A 21,273-nucleotide genomic window follows, 5' to 3' on the forward strand; every position below is an offset into this window, starting at 1 on the left:
GCAAACCGCTTCACCTAGAGCATGCGCCGATCAGATGGCATCGCCATCTGATGGGATCACGCATTCTCTATCAATGGGTTAGAGGGCGATTCACCCATCAGATTGATTCAATCTGATGGGATCGCGCTCTAAGCCGGTCTTCGCCACCGAACAGCAAGGGACAGAGGGAGGGCCAGTCGCGCGCCATCCATGGCGATGAGCCTTCAAAAACGCAAACGGGCGGCCCTCCCGGACCGCCCGTCAGCAACATGGGGAACTGAAATCAGAAGGTGCGGGCGAACATCAGCAGGACCTGATGGGCCTTCTGGGACGACACTGGCAGCCCGTAGCCAGTGTCCACATAGCCATTCGCCTGCCAGACATTGTAGTCATATTGCAAGGTGATCGCGAGCGGTTCCACGGGCACCCAGGTCAGATTGGCACCCACATTGTAGTTGGTGCCGCTGGTCGCCCCATAAGCGATTTCGGCGGTGGGGTCGTTCAGGTCGAAGCGCGCATAGCCGCCAAAGAGCGCCGAGTTCCACTTGTCGTTCCAATTGTGGAGCAGCTGGCCGACCAGGTTCCAGCCGCTGACGCGGGACAAGGAACCGTTGGCATTGATGTAAGCATCCGGCGGCTCGAACTCGCCGCTGGGATTGTTCAGGCCGAGATAGGAGACAGCTCCGTCCACATAGGCCGACTGCAGGTAGAGGTTGTCACCCTCGCCGAGGAACGGCAGGTTGAACATCACACCGGCCTGCAAGGCATAACCCCAAGAGGTGGTCGTGCTGCCAAGGAAGTCCGCGGTGGTGGAGGCCACCACCTGGTGGAGGGCTCCGGAGAGCTGCCACTGCCCCCATTTTCCTTCCTGGCCGAAAGCGGCGACGAATTCCGGCATGCGTGCGCCGGTCTGGTAATTGTCGGTCACGCCGGGCCAAGCCGGGTCAGAGGGGGAGATGCCCGAATTGCGGACGGAGGCATCCTCGAGAGACGCCTTGGCGATGAAGCCGTTGGGCAGTTCCCAGGTGTAACCGGCCAAGGTGATGCGGGTGTCGTCGCCGATGGTGGCGGGGTCAGTACCCATCACATTGGCATTCGCATAGAAGTCAAAGAAGGACTGAGCGTAGCCGAAGGTGAATCCGGCGAATTGGATATAGATGTTCCAGGGATCTGCCTCCGCCTTGTTCGGTCCGTCCGAGAACATGTCGGAGGTACGCCAGCGCAGGCGGACGTCCATATAGGCACGCAGGGTGCCATATTCGGTCTGCGTGCGGGAATCGACCTGAAGACCGAAGGTCGCGATGGAGTATGTTTTGTTGTTGGAACTCGGATAATCGGTGTAGGTATTATAATATCCTTCAGCCCAGGTATATCCGCCAATCCGCAGGCAGGTGTCGCTTCCGGGAACATAATAAAATCCCGGGCCTTCCGCCGTGCACTGGCGCACATAAGTGGCTCCGGCAGCCTTGACCGGAAGATCAGCGGCCGTGGCAGCGGTAGACGCAACGCCGGCCAGGAGGGCAAGGCCCAGTCCCCTTCGTCTCATAAAGAACCCCCAAGCTTCGCCGCCCAAGACGGGACTCGATGCGGCGAACCCAACCAATAGCCAAGTTAATATGACATGCCCACTTCGGTCGCGCAGCGAAATTCGCCAACCGAGTCGTACTTTTGATATATTATAACATCTCTGACGACGCAACCATTGAAGCAATATCGCCGCGACCACTGTGACTATACAAAAAAACCCCGGCGGTTGCCCGCCGGGGTTCTTCCCTGAGACCAGTAAGACTGGATCAGAAGTTGCGCTGAGCGCGGATGCCGCCCGACCACACGTCGGCCGAACCACCATAGATGGTGGTGGGGACGCTGGAAGCGCTGCCGCCGGTGTAGGTGAGCGGCGCATCGCCGTCGACCTTCGAGTAGAGGACTTCGACGCCGAGGTCGAGGTTCTTGACCGGCGACCAGATGGTGTTCAGGCCGACCTGCCACATCTGGGTGCTGTAGGCGTTGAGGGTGTTGGTGGGCACGTCCACGGAGACGTAGCCGCCGAACACGGCCGAACGCAGGCCAGGGGTCCAGAAGTGACGATACTGAGCCTGGATCGCCCAGCCGGACTCCTTGGAGAAGCCGGTGCCGGTCCAGATGGCGTCCGCGAGCGGATAGTAAGCGCCAGACAGGGCGTTGGCGAAGGTGCCCACGCTCAGGGTGCCGAGAGCCGTCGCGCGACCCTGGGACGTGCCAGAGAGGCCGAGGTAGCTCAGAGCGCCGTCAGCATAGTTGGCCTGGATGTACAGGCTGTCGCCGGGGGACAGCATGGGGAGCTTGAACTCCACCGAGCCACCGAGCGCCCAACCCCAGCTGTCGGTGGAGGTCGACCCGAGGTAGAACGTGCCGGGAACGGCGGTGGGGGTCAGAGCAGCGACCTGATGCAGGGCGCCGGAGAGCATCGCGGTACCCCAAGCCTGGTCGAGGCGGAGGTTGGCGACGATGTCCGGAGCAGCCTGGCCGTCCTGGTAGTTGGCATAAGCGCCGCCGGCGCCCGTGAAGGCCACGGAGGTCGCCTGGATGCCGGTCGTGCGGTTGGCGGCGTCTTCGAGGGCGAGGGTCGCCGAGAAGCCGTTGCCGAACTGCGCGGTGTAGGCCAGAGCCGTCGTCCACTGGTAGGAACCAGCGTACAGCGTGGTCATCGCGTAGTTGATGCCCGTGTCGAAGAACGACTGGGTATAACCGAACGTGAAGCCAGCGAACTGGATGAACGCGCGCTCGAAGTAGAGGCCGGAACCGGCCGGGCTACCAGCAGACGCCTGCGAATCCCAGTTCATGCCGAAGCGGATGTACGAACGCAGCACGCCGTAATCGGTCGCGGTGCGGGCGTCCATGTCGAACACGGCGCGGGCGCGGGTCAGGTAGTCAGACGAGTCGCTCGTCTTGAACGGGTAGCCAGCGATGGCACCAGCGCCGGGCGAATTGAACTTGATCGCGCCGATGTTGGAGATCGCGGGGTTAAACGTGCCGACCGCGTTGATGTACGTGTCGAAACGGGCATAACCACCGATCTTGAGGCAGGTGTCGGTGCCGGGAATGTAATAGTAGCCCGCGCCATAAGCGGAGCACACCTTCACATATTCCACAGCCTTTGCCTTCACAGGCAGATCGGCGGCCTGGGCTCCAGCCACCGCGACGAGACCCGCCGCGCTGCCGAGGAGAAGGCTCTTCACCATCTTCATCGTGACCTCCAAAAATTTTGTTCCGAGGGAGCGAGCGCCGCTTCGGTGTGCCTGAGCACGCGAGAGAGGTTCTTGCCCCGATTCCCCTCCGACGGATTTGCGCCCAAACCGGAGAGGCGACCGGGGACTGCCCCCCTTCGTCGCAAAGCCACCATACAAAAGGCCGAACCTGGATCAACGGGCGAAAGCGCCGAAACCGCCTCTCCAGCCTGGATTTACGGGGAGTGTTGCAGGAATGGCACGCCACTCTGGCGCTACCTTATTACCTCATTTCGCCTTGGAAACACATAATTTGCCATATTTCCAGGAAAGCGGCGGGACACCCTTGGCGGGGCGTGCGGCCCGACCTCCGTGGCTGTGGACAGGCTCGGGCCAGCTTGCCGTTTGCGCTCACAGCGCCGCGATCAGGCCGAATCAAGCTGCCATCGGCACAGGGGCGCCTGCTAAGGTATTATCGGAGCTTGGCGCGCGTCTCGGGTCAGCGCCGGGGCACGTGGGGAAGAGTCTGGAGCGGGAATGAGTCAAGGCGAACGGCACGGCGCACAGGACGGCACGTGCGGAGCGGCACCAGGCGGCGATGCCACACTCTCCCCTGCCGATCTCGTCAAACGGGGGGACGATTTGCTGAAGCAGGGCCAGCCGGCCCTCGCGGAACGGCTTTTCACCGACGCCTTGGATCGCGATCCCGGGCAGCTGCGGGCCTACCTGCAGCTTGCCAGCTTAGCCTCGGATCGCGGCGACACCGACGCGGCGCTCGCCTTTCTTGAGGCCGGGCTGGCCCGCAAGCCGGCAAGCCCGGCCCTGCGGCATGCCAAGGCGAAGGCCCTTCGGCACGCCGGCCGTTTCTCGGAAGCGCGCGAAGCCATCAGCCCGCTGCTCGATCAGCAGCCCCCATTGGCGGACCTCATCCTGCAGGCGGCCGATCTCGCACGGCTCGATGGCAAACTCGAGGAAGCCGGACGGCTGCTGCGCGGGCTTGGCCTTTCGGTGAAGGGCGCGGCGGGTGAAGCGGTGCGCCTCGCGCGCGCCTATCGGGATGCCAAGAGAATGGACGAGGCCCGGACGCTCATGAAGGAGACGCACGAAGCCTGTCCGCAGGACAAGGGCGTGCTCAACCTTTATGCCGACCTCCTGGCAACCGCGGGAGCCGCCGCCGACCCGCAGGCCTTCGAGACGGTGCTGGCGCTGCGCCTGGCCGACGAGCCCCCTCACCTGCGTACCCTGCTTGCGCTCGCGGAGCACCGCATCGCGCAAGGGCGGTCCGAAGAGGGCTCGGCTTTGCTGGCGCAGGCAAATGCCGCCCATCCGGAGGCGCCCCAGCCCTATCTGAAGCGGGCGGCCCTGCTGCGCGAGGCGGATGCCAAGGCGGCGCTGGCGATCATCGAGGCAGGATTGGCGCGCTTGCCGCTGCATGAGGCCCTGGCGCGGGAGAAGGCGCGGATCCTGACCGCTCTCGCGCGGGACGAGGAGGCCGAGCAGGTGCTTCGGTCGGTCCTCGACAGCGGTCGGGCAAGCGAGAAGTTCGCCTCGGCGCTTGGGCTGGATCTGGTCGCCGCCATCCGGCGGCAAGGGCGGCTTGACGAAGCGCGGCAAAAGCTGGGGACGGACTTTGCCACGGAGGCGCACGCGCGGGAGGGACTGCGCCTTGTGAATGATTTGCGGGCCGCAGGCCGGACGGCGGACGCCCTGGCGGTGATTCGTCTCATCCTGGAGCGCCATCCGCGGGACATCAACACCCTGCTCGCCCTCGCCGCCATCCTGCAGCGCAAGGAGGCCTACGGCGAAGCCGAGGACGTGGTGCGGCAGATTCTGAAGATCGACCCGACGCACGGGCGGGCCTATGCGGTGCTCGCGGATATTCAGGGACGCAAAGAGTCCGCCGCGGCCGCATTGGCCACTCTCGACCTGGGCTTTGCCCTCGGGCCGCCCAAAGCCGAGCTTTACGCGACTTCCGCAACAATTCTCTTCAACCGCGGTGAGGATCAGGCCGGCTGGATTCGTCTCAAGGAGGGTCTGGAGCACTTCCCCACTCATCGAACCCTGCTGCGCCTCGCCATCGACCAAAGCATCGCGTCAGGCCGCTTCGGCGACATGGAACCCCGTCTCGCTCTGCTGCCGGACACAGCAGAGGAACGATCCATGCGGCATGTCTTCAGGGCGAAGGCGGCTCTGGCGCGGCTGCAATTCGATGAGGCGGATCCGGCGCTGGCGGCGGCGGAGCGCGAAGCACCCGACAACCACTATGTCTTCATCCACCAGCTTGTGGCGGCCATGCCCCGGCTGCGCATGGAAGAGGCGCGGCGGGCACGACGTTTCCTGCGCCACCTCGTTCGCAACGGCGACCCCGACCAGGTTCATTCCGCCCACAGGGTCCTCGGCTTCTACAGCGAGGTGTTCAACGATTTGCTCACCGACCCGGCAGCCACGGTGGCGGGAAACGAGGCGCTGGCCCGCAACGATCTGGACAGGCTGTGTGAGGTGGCACGCGACTTTCCCGATTCGACGGGCTTGGCCGTGGCTCTGGTGGTCGCCCTACGTCGAGCTGGCCGGTTGCCCGGGCCAAAGCCCAGTCGGGCGGGCGAGGCGTTCATTCCGCGCCTCGTGCACCAGTTCTGGGACACGCCAGATATCCCCAAAGATCTCGACCCGTTCATCGAGAGTTGGCAGACGATCAATCCGGGCTGGACCTACCGCCGCTATGACATCGAGGCAGCGGCCAAGCTGCTTGCGGAACGAATGCCGGCCCCGGTCCTCAGTGCCTTCCACGCTGCCCGCCATCCGGCGCACAAGGCCGACATTTTTCGGCTCGCGGTGCTGTTGTTGCAGGGGGGGGTCTATGCGGACATCGATGATCGCTGCACGGGACCGCTCCACCAGTTGTGCGCCCGGGCAACCCTTGTCCTGCGGCACGAAAATCTTGGGTCGATCGGCAACAATTTCATGGCCTGCCGCCCGGGCCATCCGCTCATCGGCAAGGCGCTTCTGGGCGCAGTCAAAGCGACGCTGGAGGGGCACTCGGAAGCCATATGGCTTTCCACCGGCCCCGGCCTCATCACGCGCACCTTCGCCCAGCTATATGCAGGCGACGCGGCTGTGAGGAGCGAGTTGGAGGCCCAGACGCACCTGCTCCCGGACTTCGTGCTCCGCAACTTCGTCGCATGCGGCCTGCGCGCCGTCTACAAGTCCACGGACAAGCACTGGGTGCAGCGGGATTTCGGTGGTCGGTCTACAACTGGTCGCGCCGAAACACAAACCGCGGCGGCAGCAGACGGTCCGGCTGCGCCCCTGGCGGCCGAACCCACCAATTAGGCGTAAAGTGCCGGCGAATCAGCGCGCCCTGTCCCAGGCTCCGCAAAAAGAAGAAGAAACAAAGCCAAGCTGATGAGGCACAAGCCGTCATCGCGCCGTTACGAGCGGACTGTGTGGGATTTGTCGAAGAGCTAGAAATGGGGGCTGGGTTTTCGTCTTCGCCTCAATCCCCGGGACCGGATTGAAACTCTGAAAACCCTTGAGTCGGCTGGTCGGAGTGGCAGGATTTGAACCTGCGACCCCCACGTCCCGAACGTGGTGCGCTACCAGACTGCGCTACACTCCGAACCGAGGGCCGAGCGTCTAGCATCGCCTGTTCGGGGACGCAAGGGCGATCTGGGGACAACCTCGCTTGAACCCCCATCGCCCACATGCCATAGGAGGCGCCGCCTGCCACGGCGTATCGTTACGGACAGCCATGTGACCGGCAGGCTTGGCACCAGGGAGTACTCGAAGATGGCGAATGACGTCGGCGCCAGCGGGCTCATGAACGGCAAGCGCGGGCTGATTCTCGGCGTCGCCAACAATCGATCCATTGCTTATGGCATCGCCAAGTCCGCGCGCGCCCACGGGGCGGAGATCGCGCTGACCTATCAGGGCGAGGCGCTGAAAAAGCGGGTGGAGCCTCTGGCGGCGGAACTCGGCGGGCATTTGGTGGGCCATTGCGACGTCACCGACCCGGCCACCATGGACGCTGTCTTCGCTGAGACCGAGCGCCTGTTCGGCAAGCTCGACTTCCTGGTCCACGCCATCGCCTTTTCCAACAAGGACGAGCTGGACGGCCGCTACGTGGATACGACGGCGGACAATTTCAACAAGACCATGCTCATCTCCTGTTACTCCTTCACCGCCATCGCGCAGCGGGCGGAGAAGCTGATGGCGGATGGCGGGTCGCTGCTGACCCTCACCTATTACGGCGCCGAGAAGTGGATGCCGCACTACAATGTGATGGGTGTGGCCAAGGCGGCGCTGGAAGCCTCGGTGCGCTACCTGGCGGCGGACCTCGGCCCCAAGGGCATCCGTGTGAATGCCGTCTCGGCTGGCCCCATCAAGACGCTGGCCGCCTCGGGAATCGGCGATTTCCGCTACATCCTGAAGTGGAACGAACTGAACTCCCCTCTGCGCCGCACGGTCACCACCGACGAGGTGGGCGATACCAGCGTGTATCTGCTCTCCGATCTCTCCCGCGGCGTTACGGGCGAGGTGCATCACGTGGATGCGGGCTATCATATCGTCGGCATGAAGCATCCCGACGCGCCGGACCTCGCCCTCGTCCGGGACTAGCCACGTCGTCGTCGGGACCGAGGAGTTGACCATGAGTCCATCCCGCCTTTCCGCCCGGTCGCCGTCCTCCTGTCTGCGCCTCGCCGCCCTTGCCGCCGCCCTGGGCGCGGCGGCGGTGTGCGCGCCCGCACCGGCCGCGGCGCAGGCACCGCCGGATTTCCAGGCCTATCCCCTACGGGATCGGCTGCTGGGGCCGGGTGGCGCCGTGTTTCCTGACTATGTGAACCCCTCGCTGCCCGGCATCGCCTATCTGACAGGCACCACGGGCGGCCCGAAGGGCATGGTGTTCGGCACCGCCACGGCGGACATGCTGTGCCAGGCTTCGCAGCGGCCGGTGATCCAGGTCCTTTCGGGGCCGCCGGGGGCACGCATCTCCGTGGAACCGGGCACCTTCACCGCGACGCGGACCGATGCCGGCTCCACCTATTGCCTGGGCCGGCCGGTCAGCGGGGCGGTGGTGCGCTATTCCGGCCGGGTTCCCAAGGGCGGAACCACCTTGACGCTCCGCGTGACCTACCCGCCGCTCGGCGCCTGGTATGACCACGTGGTGCGCGTACCCGTGCGCTGACCGCGCCTGGCTTGGAGGGGGAGAGGGCCATGACGAGACAGGCAATGCGTGCGAAGGCGGCCCCTGCAGGGCTGGGTGTCGCCTTGCTCATGGCCGCAGCGGCCACACCCGCCTGGGCCGAGCGCGACAATGATCCGGACGCCTATGTGGTGAATTTCTTCACCGGAGGCGGCAAGGACGGGGTGCTGTTCGCGGCCGGTACCGCGAACCAGCAATGCATCAGCCAGGGCCCGGCGCGGATCGAGGTGGTGTCCACCTCTCCAGGCGTCCGGCTCAGCGTGCAGCCGGGCACCTTCGTCGTTACCGGAACGGACTATGGCTACCTGGTGTGCCTGGGACAGCGTCTGCCGGGCGCGGTGGTCACCGGCAGCGGAAGTGGCGAGGCCCATATCCGGGTCTATTATCCTCCCGTCGGCCAGTGGTACGACCACACGCTGACCGTAGGCCGCTGACATGAAGCGGCACTTTCTGGTTCGCCACGGGGAGACGGACTGGAACGTCGCCGGCCGGCTCCAGGGCCGCACCAATGTGCCGCTCAACCGCCTTGGCCGCTTCCAGGCGGCCCAGGTGGGCCGCGTGCTGCATCAGTTGGTAGGGGACGTGGCGGCGCTCGCCTATGTGTCGAGCCCCCTGGTGCGGGCAGTGGAAACCATGCGCATCCTGCGCACCACGCTCGACTTGCCGGCGCTGGAATTCGAGCAGGACGCTGACCTCGCCGAAATCTCGTTCGGACGGTGGGAAGGCCATACCTGGCCGGACCTGCGCCGTCGCTTCGGCGATGACGTTACGGCGCGCGACCTCGATCCGTGGAACTTCATTCCCCCCGGCGGAGAGAGCTATGTGCAGCTTGCCGCCCGTGCCGAGGCTGCGCTCGACCGGTTGCCGGGCGATGCAGTGGTGGTGACCCATGGCGGCGTCATCCGCGCCCTGCTGCACGTGCGCGCGGGCATGCCCGCTGGCGAAGCCGCCATCCTGCCGGTGCGGCAAGGGGCGATCTATGTGCTGGCCGGCGGCATGTTCAAGGTCGCCGACTGAGGTGCCAGGGGCCGCGTCGCCCGCAGGCCGCCCCTGCCCTGTCTTCAGCTGACCGCGACCCAGTTGCCTTCCGGGGTGCGGCAGGCGACGCCGCGCGAGAGCTGCGGCTTGCCCTGCAGGTAGATGGTGTGGGTGAAATCCCGGCAGCGGGCATAATTGGGCCGCGAATAGGCCGGACCGGCGATGACCGTGCCGTGCGCGCCATTGTCGCCCCGCCAGCCCACCGGCGAGCCCGGCCCGCCGGTTTCCAGCGCCGTGGTCTCCGCCGTCATGGCGCGCTGACGGTCGCCGTCGTCGAGCCCGGTGCCGAATGCTCCGCCCAGGAGGCCGCCCGGAGCAGCAACCAGCCCCTTGGTTTCCGGCGCTGGCGTGGGTCCGAGGCTGGCAAACATGCCCGCACCCGGCGGCTTGGTCTCGCCATCGGTCACGCAACCCGCAAGCAGAGCGGAGCCGAGCACCACAGCTGCCATCCTGCACGCGTTCATGAAGCCGTCCCCTTCAAGCCGATGCCCTTCCGATAAGCACGCGCGCGGCGGGACATCAATGCCTGACCGCCGGAATGCAGGTGGCATTTTTCGCGTCCGTCCGGTCACGCCGAGGGGGCGGACGGCAGGACCAATTCGGCGCGCAGACCGCCAATGGGGGCCGTGGAGAGCTCGAGCCGGCCGCCATACAGGTCCGCCAGTTCCTGCACGATGGACAGGCCGAGGCCGGAGCCGGGCTTCGATTCGTCCAGCCGCCGCCCCCGGCGGCCCACCTCCGCGCGCTTGGCGGCGCCGAGGCCGGGGCCGTCATCGTCGATGATCACGCGCAGATAGGTGCGGTCCGCGGGATGGCGCGGGCGCTCGGCAAACAGGCGCACCTCGATGCGCGCATGGGCCCATTTGCAGGCATTGTCCACGAGGTTGCCCACCATCTCCTCCACGTCCTGCCGCTCGCCCCGGAAGCGCACGCTGTCGGGAGCGATGACGTCGATGGCAAGGTCCTTGCCACGGTGAATCTTCTCCATGGTGCGGGCCAGGGCGACGACGATCGAGCGGACCTCGCAGATGGTGGCCGGGGCGGCGGAGACGCGGGCAGCGAGGCGCGCCCGCTCCAGATGGTGCGCCACCTGGTCGCGCATGACGCCGGCCTGGTCCCGCACCCGCTGGGCGAGCGGATCGTCGCGATTCCCGGCCTCGTTGAGGAGGACGGAGAGCGGGGTCTTCAGGGCATGGGCGAGATTGCCCACATGGGTACGCGCCCGCTCGACGATCTCCTTGTTGGCGTCGATGAGGGCGTTCAGCTCCGTCACCAGGGGCGAGATTTCCTCGGGATAGTCACCCTCGAGCCGCTCGGCCCTGCCGGAGCGCACCGCGGCGAGGTCGGCCGAGATGCGCGCCAATGGCCGGAGGCCGAACCGCACCTGAAGCAGCACGATGAGGAGAAAGGCGACGCCCAGCACCGCGAAAGTGCCCATCAATGCCAGGTTGAAGTGGACCATGTCCCCCTGGATCTCGCCGGCATCGCCGGCCACGGTGACCACGAAGCGGCCGTCCTCGCCGAGATCCACGCCGCGCTCGACGGCTCGCAGCGGCTGGTGCTCGGGGCCTGTCAGATAGCCCTCGCTGACCGCACCGAACGGCCCGGCCTGCGTGTCGGGATGCAGCAAGGGCAGGACGAAGTCCGCCAGCGAGCGAGAGGTCCGCACACGGGTGGCCGCTCCATCCACCCGCGTCACCTGCCAGTACCAGCCGGACATGGGAAACAGGAACAGGGGATCGCTGAGCACCTGGGGATTGGGCATGTCGGTGCCGGGCGCTTGCGTCGCCGCCACCTCCGCCACGATGGTCTTCAGATAGATATCGAGCCGCCGGTCGAACGCCCGTTCCACGCCGTTGCGATAGAGCGAGGAGAGAACGAAACCCACCACCAGCAGGACCGCCGCGGTGACCACCACGGCAAACAGGAACAGGCGGAAGGCAAGGGAGCCGGCCTGCGTCTTCTCGCTCATGGCTCAGGCCGATGCGCCGGGTCTGGCGTTCCCCATCAGCGTGTCTCCGGCGGAACGAGCAGGTAGCCGAGCCCGCGGACGGTCTGGATGACATCGCATTCCAGTTTCTTGCGCAGGCGCCCGACGAACACTTCGATGGTGTTGGAATCCCGGTCGAAGTCCTGATCGTAAAGGTGCTCCACCAGTTCGGCGCGGGAGACCACCCGGCCCACATGGTGCATGAGATAGGCGAGAAGCCGGTATTCGTGGCTGGTGAGCTTCACCGGGCTGCCATTCACCGAGACGCGCCCGGACCGGGTATCGAGCCGCACCGGCCCGCAGGACAGTTCGCTGCTGGCATGGCCGGTGGCGCGCCGCAGCAGCGCCCGCAGGCGGGCCAGCACCTCCTCCATGTGGAAGGGCTTGGACACATAGTCGTCCGCGCCCGCATCGAAGCCCTGGACCTTGTCGCTCCAGCGGTCGCGGGCGGTGAGGATGAGCACCGGCATGGTCTTGCGCGATCGCCGCCAGCTTTCCAGCACGGAGATTCCGTCGCGCTTTGGAAGCCCGATATCGAGCACCACCGCGTCATAAGGCTCGGTGTCGCCCAGATAGAGGCCTTCCTCGCCGTCAAAGGCGGTATCGACGGCATAGCCTGCCTCGCCGAGGGCCGAGACAAGCTGCCGGTTAAGGTCCGGGTCGTCTTCGATCACAAGCAGGCGCACGACACACGTCATCCTTCCAGACACGGCCCCTCAACACTCCGACCATGTCTTCAGCCAATGGAGGAGTGCGGCAGCCCTGAATCGCGTTCCTTCAATAACTTGGAAGCTAAATCAGCGGCCAGTGCTGTTCAACCCGGTGCCTGTGCGGCTTCACCGCCATCCGCACAGGCGACGGCCGACCGCATTATGGGCCTTCACGTCGCGGATGGTCTGGTCCGTGTCCGCAGGGGTCCAACTGATGGGGCGGGCTGCCCGGCAGAACACCTCCGTCCCGCCGCCAGCCGTCATCGGCGCGCAGGCGGACAGGATCAAGAGCATCCCGCTCGGCGCCAAGGCGCGCCAGCCGCGCCGCCTCCAGGGCATGTGCCGCATCGATTTCTTCCTTGCGTTGTCGATCGCGCCATCCGCGCTGTGCAGCGCGGCGGTCCACGATGAGGAGGAGGCCGGCCAGGCCGGCCATCCCTGCCGCCCGCCAGCCCAGCCGCAGTCCGGCCAGGATGACCGCCCCGCCCACAAGGCCGGCAATGATCCACCAGGGCAGACCATAGAGGAGCGCCTCGCGCACGCCCTGGGCGAGGCCGGTCACGACGTCGCCCCCGGGAGGCCGAGATCGAGGGATCGCTCCTGCCGCCGGCGCGCCCGGCTTCTGTGCCAGGCGAGGGCAAGGCCCGCGCAGGAGGCCAGCAAGCCCGCCACGGTGAGGGCGGTGAAGACGAAGGCAAGTGTCGGGGAGCCCGAAGCCAGCGGCGCCACCTGCCGGGCGGCCTCGGCGCAGGCGGTGGCAAGCAGGCCGCCGGCGGCGGCCGCCTGTCCTGCTTCCGGCCGGGGCAGCACGCGCAGGCTGTCGAGGGGCGCCTTCCCGGCTTCCGGCATGGCCCCTCCCGTCGCGCCGCCGAGGGCCACCGGGACGGCCGGCCCACCCGCTGCCAGAGACCGCGCAGCAATGCGCACATCCGCGACCCGACGGCCCCAGCCGGTGCCGAAAACCGGCCAGGTCTTCAGCGCCCGCAGCATGGCGAGGCGGCGGTCGCACATGTCGTCGATTACCCGGCGCAGGTCCGGCGTCGCCCGCGCCGCGTCGAGCGTCAGCGCTCCCACCTGGCCGTCCGCCGCCACGCCGAGGGCACGCTGCAGCCATTTGGCAGCCTGGGCCGGGCCGGAATTCACGGCCGCGTCGAACACGCAGTAATCGAGACCCTGGGGTAGGTCATCGGCCCGTATCGCATCCCAATATTGCCGCCGGTAGATCAGGTGCAGCTCATCGTCCGCGATGCCCCGGACGGGGCGCGTCGGCTGTCCCGCGGCGCGCCGGAAGGCATCATAGACGCGCTGGGTGATGCCGCGCATGGTCGGTCCTCCCGGGTCGGCGGGATGGTTGGAATAGCCGCCCTCATGGGCAAGCACGCGCTCGAGCGCGGGGGCGAAGCTGGACGCTGCCACGCAAACCTCCTAATGTCCGGAAAGTGACGGGCTTTGGCCCGATGGTTCGGCCGATTTGCCGGGGCGCTTGCGCCAGTACGGGCGGCCCCAGGCCACGAGAGGCATCTCGGATGGAACGTGTATTGGCTTGGATCTTCATGATCCTGGCCCTGATTTGCATCACCTTTGTTTTCTATCTTCAGGTGAACGCGCTGGGCGTGCTTTACAGCTACCATCGCAGATCGAATGAGATCGACTGCCACTATTTTACTGGGACTTATTTCACCAAGATCACCTACCACAATGCGAGGAGCTTCTGCCCCATCTGGCAGGACATTTTCTAGGGCTGGACCCGACCGCCCCTTACGCGCCCGCTGGCAGATCCGTTGGGAGAAGGTTGGCGCGCGGCAGGCTTTCAAGGCGCGGCCAAGCGGCGGCATGCTCTGGGTCCCACAGCACCCGCTCGGGCAGGATGTGGATCTCCCCGTCGGCGAGTGGCACGGGGGCAAGCCAGGCACCGGGAGAGGTCTCGCCCCGCACCGCATCGGCCTGGGCCGTGGTCAGGATTAAGAACAGGTCGCTCATGGGGCGATGGCTCCCACCTTGAGAAGATAGGTGCGAAGCGCCGCGTGGAGCGCGGCATGTTGCGCCTCCGTCAGCGAAGCCCCCGCGAACACCACCGCGATCTCCGCATCGGACATGGCGGAACCCGCGCCGGCCGCGAACAATCGCAGGATGGTGGAATTGCCCGTGGAGGCGACGGCGGCGCTATGGGTCAGCGCGCCGTTGCGGTACAGGGCCTTGGTCGCGGCATCCGCGCGGTCGGCCACCATGAGCCCGTCCAGGGCTCCGCCCGAGGGCCAGAATGTGCTGGTTCCGTCGTTGGCGCGATAATGCAGGTCATTGGAGCCGGATGTCCTGCGCTGCACCCGGCTGTTGCCACCGTAAACGTCCAGCCCCACCGCCGCCGAGGACGGGGTCAGCATCCAGGCGCCGAGCGTCATGCTGTTCTGCGCGAAGCGGAGCGTCGCGGCGGAAGGGTTGTACCCGGCCGCCTCCAGGTAAGCCGCCGTGCCGTCGCCCTTGAAGCCGCGATGAGCGGTGAAGAGGGGACTGTTATAGGCCGCCAGATCGTAAGCGGAGCTGATCCAATTGAGCCGCGCCGCCTGGGTGTCATGGGCCGCCAGCACATGCAGCAGGTCGAGGCGCGACCAGACGCCGGCCGCCACCAAGGCGCGGACGAGGGCATCGATGGCGACGACACGCCCCGCAGGTGGCGCGGCCGTCATCCGCGCCACCAAGGCGGTGGTGGCAGGCAGGAGGCCTGCCCTTGGCCGCCAATAGGCGGCGCTCATGAGCCCGGTGCCGAGGCGGATCATCGGTCGGCCAGGGCATAGAAGAAGAGGCCCGTCGAGGTCCCGGTCGCCCAAATGCGCCGCAACTGCACCGGCGGCAAAGGCTGGAGGCCGGGGGTGGCGCGCACATCCACCGTTTCGGCATCGCTGGCGGCGCCCACGGCGGTGACGCGGATGGTGGCGACGCCGCCGGACACATCGCCGGGCACATAGACCCACACGCCCTTGGCATAGGGATCAAGGTCCGCGCTGTCGGAGGGGCTCACCAGGCGCAGGGTACGGGCCGGCGAGGAGGCGGAGGGGGAAAGCGCACGCAGGGGATCGCGCGCCGCATCATAGGGCATGGTCGGTCTCCGGAAGGTGGGGGAAGGACGGCCCGCTCAGGCCACGGGGGCCGGGCAGGACAGGACATGAATGGCCACCCGCACCGTGCCGCCGGTGAAGCCGCCGCCATTGGCGGAGAGGCGCACGGGGGTCGCCGCGTAGAAGGCGGTCGGGCCGATGACGCCCATGTTGGAGGCGCCGGCGGAAATCCCCAGCGATCCGCCGAACTTGGTCCGCTCGGACGCGGTGCCGCAATCATATGAGGTGGCACCCGTCACGGCGGTGATCGTGCGGGTGGAGACGCCGAGCAGGATGGCCCGGTCGGGGATCGCCATGGTGGTGGAGACGGTCGAACCCGTCAGCGCCAGGTCCTCCTCCATCACCCGCGCCTCGATGGCGGCGCCATGGGCGCTGGCGGCGAGCGGCGACACCCAGCGCGCACCATCGAACAGCAGCACGCGGCGCACATCCGCCACATAGGCCAGGAGTCCGGCAGGCAGGTTGAAAAAGTCCCAGGCCCCCGCCTCATAGGCCGCGATGCGCCCGGCCTGTCCCGCCCAGGCGCCGGTGGCGCCGGAGGGCACCAGCCAGCATTGCCCCTCCCCCGGCGCGCTCGGGGGCGTCGCCAGCGTCAGACTCTCCAGGCGGGGCTGGATGAGCGCGTCGAGGCGGCGGATGGCGTCATTGTGGGTCACATGCTTCTGCGCCTGCGCCGCCGCGATATAGGGCAAGGCAAGGCGCGCCGTGGTCTCGGCCATGGCGGTCTCCGTCGGGTTCGAGAAGGGATGCCGCGCTCAAACGGTCCGCGTGGCACTGGCGTGCGCACCCGGCCCCAGCACGGCGGAGACCTGGGCAACGCGGAAGGTGATGGCTGAGAGCGGGCTGCCGAAATCGGCGATCTCACTGGCGGCCGGATAGAGCCATTCGGGGGTCGAGACCGTCACCGCGCGCCGCACGCTTTCGCCGTCCAATATCTCAAGGCGATAGGCCTCCACCTCCTCGGCGAGTGGCGTGTCGGCGGCGTCGAAATCCCCGTCCACCCGGCTGCGGCGCACCCAGGCGAGGCGGATCCCCTCCCCCGTGCGGCGCGCGGCGAGATGGACCGGCGAGAGCGGCCGCAACGCGCGGCCACCGACGGCGCCGGACACCTCGCTCACGTCTTCATCGCCATGGTCGCGATCGGCCCGGCCCACGCGATAGATGAAGCTGCGGCCATAGGATGAAGCGCCGGAAGCCAGCACAGCCAGGGTGCGGTCCAGCATCACAATGCGCGTTCCGGCGGGCCATGTGGACCCGCCGGCCGTTTCGGTACCCGCCTGTCCGCGCAAGAGGCCAGTGAGGGCATAGGTGCGACCTTCCAGCAGCTCGGCGTTGGTGAACTGGATCACCTCGCTCTCCCCCCCCTCGGCCATGAGGGCGAGGAGGTTGCCGCCCTCCAGCACCTGCGCTTCCAAAAGGCCTTGGAGCAATCCGCCATTCAGCTCCACCAGCAGGCGGGCGGAACGATCGAAGCGCCAGGCGGGGCCGGGCGGCAGATCCTCCAGCACCTGCCCGAGGATGGCGGGCGCGGAGAGCGCGGCAATGGCCTCGAAGCTCGCTCCATCGGAGGAACGCCAGACTGCGAGCGCGCCCGGCCAGGGCGACACGAAGGCGGCCACATGCTGGAGCGGCACGGGATCGGTCGCCTCCAGGAGCGGCAGGTCCAGCAGTTGGAGATCCGGCGGACCCGACACCGCAGGCAGGCGCACGGTGCCGCCGCCATCGGCGCGGAGCGAGGCCTCGAACAGGTCCGGCTCGATGGAGCGGGCGCTCACCGCGCGCACTTGCGTGTCCTCGATGCGGGTGATCTCCAGAAGGCGCGTGCGCCCGTCGCAGGTCACTTCCACCACGTCCCCGGTGGCAAGCGCCAGATGGGAGGGCGGCAAGGAGAAGGTGGCGGTCTCCCGCCCCGCCCACAGATCCTGAAGCCACACATCCGCCGCCCGCCCCATGAGCGCGGCGGAAGCCACCACGGACAATTCCGTGCGCGCCACATGGAGGCTCGCGCCGGACAGGCGGCGGGAGGCAACGGTGGCGGTGCGATAGTCGCTGGCGCCATCGATGAAGGTGAGGCCCACCTCCACCGGCAATTCGCTCTCCTGCGCCCGGGTCAAGGCGAGCGGCGCGGCGCCCTCCTCCACCACCAGATCATCCTGCGTGAGGGAGGCCACCACCGGCCCACCGCGCGGCCGGAACGAGAGGGTGCCCTCCTGTTCCACCGCATCGAAGCCGAAGGCGCGGCCGAGCGGCTCGAGCGCGGATCGGGCGGACATGGGCCGGTCCACCAGATAGCCGTCCACCACACCGGGCAAGCTGCCCGCCTCCACCCCGCCGGCGCCATGGTCGGCGCAGATCTGCGTCACCAGGTCGGACAGCGGCGCGGTGCCCAGGCGGCCATTCAGCCAATGGCCGGTCTGCCAGTTGACGCCATCCGCCCAGAGATTGGTGGCGAGGGGAAATTCGGGATAGGGCCGCGCGTCCCAGGTCCACAGGAAGACGCAGCCTTCCTCGACCATGCGCCCACCGCCGGAGCGGGGCGGATTGTCCGCATCCCCGGCGCCGAAATCCGCATCGAAGGTGGAAAGCACAGCCTCCAGCGCCCGACGCTGGATGAGGTCGTCCCGGCGCCGGTCTGAGAAAGGCGGATAGCCGCCTTCCGACGACTTGGCATCGGGAAAGACGCTGGGCCGGTTGCTGCCCTTGTCCACCGCCGGGCAGCCGGCCTCTATGAGGCGGATGGGCTTGCCGTTGGGCACAAAGGCGGTGGGTGATGCGGAGCGCACGCCGCCGATGCGCTCGTGATGGTCCCTCGACCACCAGGACCAGAGATCCTTTTGCCGGAAGACCCACGGCTCGTCATATGCGGCATCCGCGATGGCCGTGCGGGCCTGCGCGGCACGGGCGGCCTCGTCCGCATAGAACCAGTCGAACGCCTCGCCGGCCTTGAGATTGGCCTTCAAATAAGCGGGGTCGTGGATGGATCGCGCCTGGGCGCGATCAAGATGGGTCGCGCCCGCCCGCCAGTCGGACAGAGGCGGATAATAGTCCAGCCCCACGAAGTCGATGGCAGGGGACGACCACAGGCCATCAAGGGGAAAGCGCAGGTCGCCGCCGGGCAGGATCTGGGCGCCATATTCGGTCCAGTCGGCGGCATAGGAGACCTTGGTGCCGGCGCCCAGAATGGCCTTCACATCGCCCGCCAGCGCCGCGAAGGCGGCGACCGCCGGAAAGCTGCCATCCTCCGCCCGCACCCGCGTCAGCGCGGCAAATTCCGAGCCGATGAGGAAGGCTTCCACGCCCCCCGCCAGCGCCGCCAGATGGGCATAGTGCAGCACCATGCGGCGTAGGCTCCATTCGGCCGGGCCGAAATAATAGACCTGTCCCGCATAGACGCCGAAATCGGTGCGCGCCGCGCTGCCGAACAGATGGGCCACCTGCGTGCGCGCGCTCGCCGTGCGATCCGCACTGCCCGATCGCCCCGGCGCGGGATCGCAGGTGATGCGGCCGCGCCAGGGATAAGCGGGCTGGTCGGACGCGCCCGTCCAGGGATCGGGGCGTGCGTTGCCGGCGGGAATGTCCATCATCACGAAGGGGTTGAGCGTCACCTTCAGGCCCCGCGCCTTGAGGTCCGCGATGGCGTGCAGCACGGAGCTGTCCGAAGGCGTGCCGCCATAGGCCGCCACGCCCGCGTGCCGGCTGGCCGCGCTCGCCAGCAAACGCGGCAGGCCGTTGACCATCCAGGCGGAAGGCCATGTGGCCTTGTCCAGCCGCTCCACCTTGGGACGCACCGTGCAGGCGCCGGCCCTCAGATCATCGCCGAACCAGGACACCACCAGCGAGACGCGCTCCAGGCTCGGGCACAGGGCCTGGAGATGATCGAGCGACGCGGCAAAGTCCGAGCGCGCGGTGGCCACATGGCGGTTTTCCGCGTCATAGGCGCCGGGGCCGTAGACGCGCCGCACCTCGCTCGGCTCATAGCCGAATTCAGTGGAACCGGGGATCAGCGTCACCGCCTTCAGGTGCCGTTCCAGCCGCCCCACGGCGCGCTCCACCTCCACCGTGATCTGCGGCAGACGGTTGCCGAATTTGGCGAGCGGCATGCGCTCGAACACCAGATAGGCGAGCCCCCGATAGGCCGGCGCCAGGCCCGATCCTTCCTTCGCCTCGATCCAGGGATCGGGAAGCTGGTCCTCGCTCCCCAGATGGGCGCGGATCACATAGGCGGTGGCGTCCAGCGGCTTGCCGTCCGCCCAGATGCGGCCAATGCGCGTCACCGGGCCTTCACATAAAGCGACGGCGAAATTGGCGTAGTAGGAATAGGAAATGGTGGTGGTGCGCGTGGAGGTGCGCGCGCTTTTTCCCCCCGTCGACTGCACTTGGGTGGACACCACCTCTTCGAGCCGCGTGCCCCAGATGACCTGCCCGGCCACCCGCACGCGCCCATAGATGCGCGGGATGGGCGCGCCGGCATTGGAGGTCATGACATCGAGGTCGGACAGCCGCGCGCCCTGCACCACCTGGCTGCGCCCGCCGCCGCTCAAGGCCGCATCGGCCACCGCGCCCCCGAGCGCCCCCAGCGCCCGGCCCGCAATGGCGCCGAGCGGACCGAACAGGGCGCCGCCCACGAGCCCGCCCGCACCGCCGAGAAGCAGCGTCGCCATGGGTCATTTCTCCGCGTCAGGACAGGCGCTCAGGCGCCGGGAAAGGCGAAGGCGGCGGCCAGGTGCCGGCGCCACCAGGGGGTGAGATGGGTCTCGCAGACGGCGACGCCGTCATAAGCGTGGATCATGCGATGGGGGGCGCTGAGGATCGCCGCGTGCTTCGCCGGCAGATGAGGCCGGAAACGGAAGAGCAGCACGTCACCGGGCTGCGCCGCCGCGATCTCCACTTCCACCAGATGCCGGCGCGCGGTGTCGCGCAGCGTCTCCTGGCGTCCCGCCTCCGCCCAGTCGGGCGCATAAGGGGGAAGCGGTGCGGGCTCATCGCCCAGCACGGCGCGCCAGACGCCGCGCACGAGCCCCAAGCAATCAGCACCCGAGCCGCGCACCGAGGCGCGGTGCAGATAGGGCGTGCCGATCCAGTCCCGCGCCTCGGCGAGGATGCGCGCGCGCAGCTCTTGCGCGCTCATGACAGGCTCCCGCCGTCATAGCCGCCCTCGCCAGGCACCGCGATGGTGAGCAGGAAGTCATTGCCCGGCATGTGCGGATGGCCGCGAAAATTCACCCCGTTGGCGAACCGCGCGCGGCAGGACGAAAAGCGCTTGTCGCAGCCGGCGGTGACCTGTGCTGCGTCGCCCGCCATCACCGTTTCCGGCGGGCGCTGCCACAGCTCCAGAATGTCCGCCCCGCTCTCCCGCAAATGGCTGCGCACCTCCAGCGACACGCCCGCATTGGGGCCGGCGGAAAAGGCAAGGCGGCCATGGGAAAAGGCGCCGTCCGCGTGACCGGCAAGGCCGGACACCACCAGCCGCAGCGGCCCCTCCACGGCCACCACATTCACCTCCGCATGATGGGCCGGCGCGGTCAGATCGACCCCGCAGCGGGCATCGCCGAGATCGGCATCGCACAGGGCGCCGAACAGGCGGCCGCGGGTCTGGTTCAGCGCGTCGGTCAGGGCGCGCAATTCGGCGGTGAAGGCACCGCCCTCACGCCGCACCTCGCCGAGGATCGCGCGGCGCAGCAGCATGTGATTTTCCGGCGCCGACCAGTCGATGAGGAGATGGTCCACCTCAGCCCCATCAAACCGTCCGGCGGCGAGATCCGCCTCGGTGAGGGTGGCGGCGCTCAGCGCCCCCGACACCTCCGCCCCGCTCACCGCAAGCCCTTGCGTTGACACGCTTTCCGACCCCGCGACACCGGAGGCGGCGAGGAAGGCGAGGCCGTCGATTTCAAGATCGCGGTCATGGTCGGTGAAGCCAAGCTGCAGGCCGTCGCGGCGCGTCACGCGCCAGCCATGGCACAAGGTGGTGACGCCGCCGGACAGCTGTGCGGCGAGCGCGGAAGGGACCTGTCGCATGGGGGCTCCACGGAAGGGAATG

General features: G+C 67.6%; 20 protein-coding genes and 1 tRNA gene. 6 read left to right on the forward strand and 15 right to left on the reverse strand.

Annotated elements, in window-relative coordinates; translation table 11 throughout:
• Window positions 1–262 precede the first annotated feature (262 nt).
• Together J5J86_RS10860 and J5J86_RS10865 are read right to left on the reverse strand one after the other, a co-directional pair.
• Window positions 263–1,525 (reverse strand): porin, encoded by a 1,263-nt coding sequence (locus J5J86_RS10860; RefSeq protein ID WP_209104906.1) that lies wholly within the window; start codon window positions 1,523–1,525, stop codon window positions 263–265.
• A 247-nt stretch (window positions 1,526–1,772) separates the two neighbouring features.
• On the reverse strand, window positions 1,773–3,206 hold the full coding sequence (locus tag J5J86_RS10865; protein WP_209104907.1) for a porin: 1,434 nt from the start codon (window positions 3,204–3,206) through the stop codon (window positions 1,773–1,775).
• 516 nt (window positions 3,207–3,722) lie between these two features.
• Here J5J86_RS10865 and J5J86_RS10870 point away from each other — a divergent pair.
• Window positions 3,723–6,515, forward strand: a complete 2,793-nt coding sequence (locus tag J5J86_RS10870; RefSeq protein WP_209104908.1) for a tetratricopeptide repeat protein — start codon at window positions 3,723–3,725, stop codon at window positions 6,513–6,515.
• A gap of 209 nt (window positions 6,516–6,724) precedes the next feature.
• On the opposite strand, the gene J5J86_RS10875 is transcribed toward J5J86_RS10870, so the two are convergent.
• Window positions 6,725–6,801: transfer RNA gene (locus J5J86_RS10875), tRNA-Pro, on the reverse strand.
• 170 nt (window positions 6,802–6,971) lie between these two features.
• Between J5J86_RS10875 and fabI the strand changes: the two genes are divergently transcribed.
• Genes fabI through J5J86_RS10895 form a run of 4 tightly spaced genes read left to right on the forward strand, consistent with a single transcriptional unit; the run spans window position 6,972 to window position 9,402 of the window.
• The gene (gene fabI, locus J5J86_RS10880) at window positions 6,972–7,799 is read left to right on the forward strand and encodes an enoyl-ACP reductase FabI (protein WP_209104909.1); all 828 of its coding nucleotides are present in this window, start codon (window positions 6,972–6,974) and stop codon (window positions 7,797–7,799) included.
• Between the two features lie 31 nt (window positions 7,800–7,830).
• A complete protein-coding gene (locus J5J86_RS10885) occupies window positions 7,831–8,367 on the forward strand; it encodes a hypothetical protein (RefSeq protein WP_209104910.1) in 537 nt (178 codons plus the stop codon).
• A gap of 29 nt (window positions 8,368–8,396) precedes the next feature.
• Entirely contained in the window at window positions 8,397–8,819 is a 423-nt protein-coding gene (locus J5J86_RS10890) for a hypothetical protein (protein ID WP_209104911.1), read from the forward strand.
• A gap of 1 nt (window position 8,820) precedes the next feature.
• Complete coding sequence (locus J5J86_RS10895) at window positions 8,821–9,402, forward strand: histidine phosphatase family protein (protein WP_209104912.1); 582 nt, start codon at window positions 8,821–8,823, stop codon at window positions 9,400–9,402.
• Window positions 9,403–9,446: 44 nt separating this feature from the next.
• Here J5J86_RS10895 and J5J86_RS10900 read toward each other — a convergent pair whose 3' ends face one another.
• The 5 genes from J5J86_RS10900 to J5J86_RS10920 all read right to left on the reverse strand — a co-directional run bounded on the left by J5J86_RS10900 (window position 9,447) and on the right by J5J86_RS10920 (window position 13,539).
• Window positions 9,447–9,887, reverse strand: a complete 441-nt coding sequence (locus tag J5J86_RS10900; protein ID WP_209104913.1) for a hypothetical protein — start codon at window positions 9,885–9,887, stop codon at window positions 9,447–9,449.
• Between the two features lie 104 nt (window positions 9,888–9,991).
• Complete coding sequence (locus J5J86_RS10905; RefSeq protein ID WP_209104914.1) at window positions 9,992–11,395, reverse strand: sensor histidine kinase; 1,404 nt, start codon at window positions 11,393–11,395, stop codon at window positions 9,992–9,994.
• Between the two features lie 35 nt (window positions 11,396–11,430).
• Window positions 11,431–12,099 carry a response regulator transcription factor gene (locus tag J5J86_RS10910; RefSeq protein WP_209104915.1) on the reverse strand — a complete coding sequence of 223 codons (669 nt, stop codon included), beginning with the start codon at window positions 12,097–12,099 and terminating at the stop codon, window positions 11,431–11,433.
• A gap of 184 nt (window positions 12,100–12,283) precedes the next feature.
• Window positions 12,284–12,685, reverse strand: a complete 402-nt coding sequence (locus tag J5J86_RS10915; protein ID WP_209104916.1) for a hypothetical protein — start codon at window positions 12,683–12,685, stop codon at window positions 12,284–12,286.
• On the reverse strand, window positions 12,682–13,539 hold the full coding sequence (locus J5J86_RS10920; protein ID WP_209104917.1) for a glycoside hydrolase family 108 protein: 858 nt from the start codon (window positions 13,537–13,539) through the stop codon (window positions 12,682–12,684). The genes J5J86_RS10915 and J5J86_RS10920 overlap by 4 nt, the downstream gene beginning before the upstream one ends.
• A gap of 110 nt (window positions 13,540–13,649) precedes the next feature.
• Here J5J86_RS10920 and J5J86_RS10925 point away from each other — a divergent pair, with 110 nt between their 5' ends.
• On the forward strand, window positions 13,650–13,862 hold the full coding sequence (locus tag J5J86_RS10925; RefSeq protein ID WP_209104918.1) for a hypothetical protein: 213 nt from the start codon (window positions 13,650–13,652) through the stop codon (window positions 13,860–13,862).
• A 19-nt stretch (window positions 13,863–13,881) separates the two neighbouring features.
• Here the strand turns inward: J5J86_RS10925 and J5J86_RS10930 are convergent, their stop codons facing one another.
• From J5J86_RS10930 to J5J86_RS10960, 7 genes are read right to left on the reverse strand one after another with little or no spacing between them, the layout of a single operon-like run.
• A complete protein-coding gene (locus J5J86_RS10930) occupies window positions 13,882–14,103 on the reverse strand; it encodes a hypothetical protein (RefSeq protein ID WP_209104919.1) in 222 nt (73 codons plus the stop codon).
• Window positions 14,100–14,897 carry a hypothetical protein gene (locus J5J86_RS10935; protein WP_209104920.1) on the reverse strand — a complete coding sequence of 266 codons (798 nt, stop codon included), beginning with the start codon at window positions 14,895–14,897 and terminating at the stop codon, window positions 14,100–14,102. Before J5J86_RS10935 ends, J5J86_RS10930 begins: the two co-directional genes overlap by 4 nt.
• Window positions 14,894–15,217 carry a spike base protein, RCAP_Rcc01079 family gene (locus J5J86_RS10940; protein ID WP_209104921.1) on the reverse strand — a complete coding sequence of 108 codons (324 nt, stop codon included), beginning with the start codon at window positions 15,215–15,217 and terminating at the stop codon, window positions 14,894–14,896. The genes J5J86_RS10935 and J5J86_RS10940 overlap by 4 nt, the downstream gene beginning before the upstream one ends.
• A gap of 36 nt (window positions 15,218–15,253) precedes the next feature.
• Window positions 15,254–15,955, reverse strand: a complete 702-nt coding sequence (locus J5J86_RS10945) for a DUF2793 domain-containing protein (protein ID WP_209104922.1) — start codon at window positions 15,953–15,955, stop codon at window positions 15,254–15,256.
• A 36-nt stretch (window positions 15,956–15,991) separates the two neighbouring features.
• On the reverse strand, window positions 15,992–19,897 hold the full coding sequence (locus tag J5J86_RS10950; RefSeq protein ID WP_209104923.1) for a baseplate multidomain protein megatron: 3,906 nt from the start codon (window positions 19,895–19,897) through the stop codon (window positions 15,992–15,994).
• A gap of 29 nt (window positions 19,898–19,926) precedes the next feature.
• Window positions 19,927–20,364, reverse strand: coding sequence for an NlpC/P60 family protein (locus J5J86_RS10955; protein ID WP_209104924.1), 438 nt, complete (start codon window positions 20,362–20,364; stop codon window positions 19,927–19,929).
• Window positions 20,361–21,251, reverse strand: a complete 891-nt coding sequence (locus J5J86_RS10960; protein ID WP_209104925.1) for a DUF2163 domain-containing protein — start codon at window positions 21,249–21,251, stop codon at window positions 20,361–20,363. Before J5J86_RS10960 ends, J5J86_RS10955 begins: the two co-directional genes overlap by 4 nt.
• Window positions 21,252–21,273: the final 22 nt, after the last annotated feature.

It is taken from the genome of Aquabacter sp. L1I39, assembly GCF_017742835.1.
Taxonomy (GTDB): Bacteria; Pseudomonadota; Alphaproteobacteria; order Rhizobiales; family Xanthobacteraceae; genus L1I39.

Bases quoted from the DNA above. Each gene is read 5' to 3' on its own strand.
- J5J86_RS10860 (WP_209104906.1), bottom strand. From the start codon at position 1,525: ATGAGACGAAGGGGACTGGGCCTTGCCCTCCTGGCCGGCGTTGCGTCT.
- J5J86_RS10865 (WP_209104907.1), bottom strand. From the start codon at position 3,206: ATGAAGATGGTGAAGAGCCTTCTCCTCGGCAGCGCGGCGGGTCTCGTC.
- J5J86_RS10870 (WP_209104908.1), top strand. From the start codon at position 3,723: ATGAGTCAAGGCGAACGGCACGGCGCACAGGACGGCACGTGCGGAGCG.
- fabI (WP_209104909.1), top strand. From the start codon at position 6,972: ATGGCGAATGACGTCGGCGCCAGCGGGCTCATGAACGGCAAGCGCGGG.
- J5J86_RS10885 (WP_209104910.1), top strand. From the start codon at position 7,831: ATGAGTCCATCCCGCCTTTCCGCCCGGTCGCCGTCCTCCTGTCTGCGC.
- J5J86_RS10890 (WP_209104911.1), top strand. From the start codon at position 8,397: ATGACGAGACAGGCAATGCGTGCGAAGGCGGCCCCTGCAGGGCTGGGT.
- J5J86_RS10895 (WP_209104912.1), top strand. From the start codon at position 8,821: ATGAAGCGGCACTTTCTGGTTCGCCACGGGGAGACGGACTGGAACGTC.
- J5J86_RS10900 (WP_209104913.1), bottom strand. From the start codon at position 9,887: ATGAACGCGTGCAGGATGGCAGCTGTGGTGCTCGGCTCCGCTCTGCTT.
- J5J86_RS10905 (WP_209104914.1), bottom strand. From the start codon at position 11,395: ATGAGCGAGAAGACGCAGGCCGGCTCCCTTGCCTTCCGCCTGTTCCTG.
- J5J86_RS10925 (WP_209104918.1), top strand. From the start codon at position 13,650: ATGGAACGTGTATTGGCTTGGATCTTCATGATCCTGGCCCTGATTTGC.
- J5J86_RS10930 (WP_209104919.1), bottom strand. From the start codon at position 14,103: ATGAGCGACCTGTTCTTAATCCTGACCACGGCCCAGGCCGATGCGGTG.
- J5J86_RS10935 (WP_209104920.1), bottom strand. From the start codon at position 14,897: ATGATCCGCCTCGGCACCGGGCTCATGAGCGCCGCCTATTGGCGGCCA.
- J5J86_RS10940 (WP_209104921.1), bottom strand. From the start codon at position 15,217: ATGCCCTATGATGCGGCGCGCGATCCCCTGCGTGCGCTTTCCCCCTCC.
- J5J86_RS10945 (WP_209104922.1), bottom strand. From the start codon at position 15,955: ATGGCCGAGACCACGGCGCGCCTTGCCTTGCCCTATATCGCGGCGGCG.
- J5J86_RS10950 (WP_209104923.1), bottom strand. From the start codon at position 19,897: ATGGCGACGCTGCTTCTCGGCGGTGCGGGCGGGCTCGTGGGCGGCGCC.
- J5J86_RS10955 (WP_209104924.1), bottom strand. From the start codon at position 20,364: ATGAGCGCGCAAGAGCTGCGCGCGCGCATCCTCGCCGAGGCGCGGGAC.
- J5J86_RS10960 (WP_209104925.1), bottom strand. From the start codon at position 21,251: ATGCGACAGGTCCCTTCCGCGCTCGCCGCACAGCTGTCCGGCGGCGTC.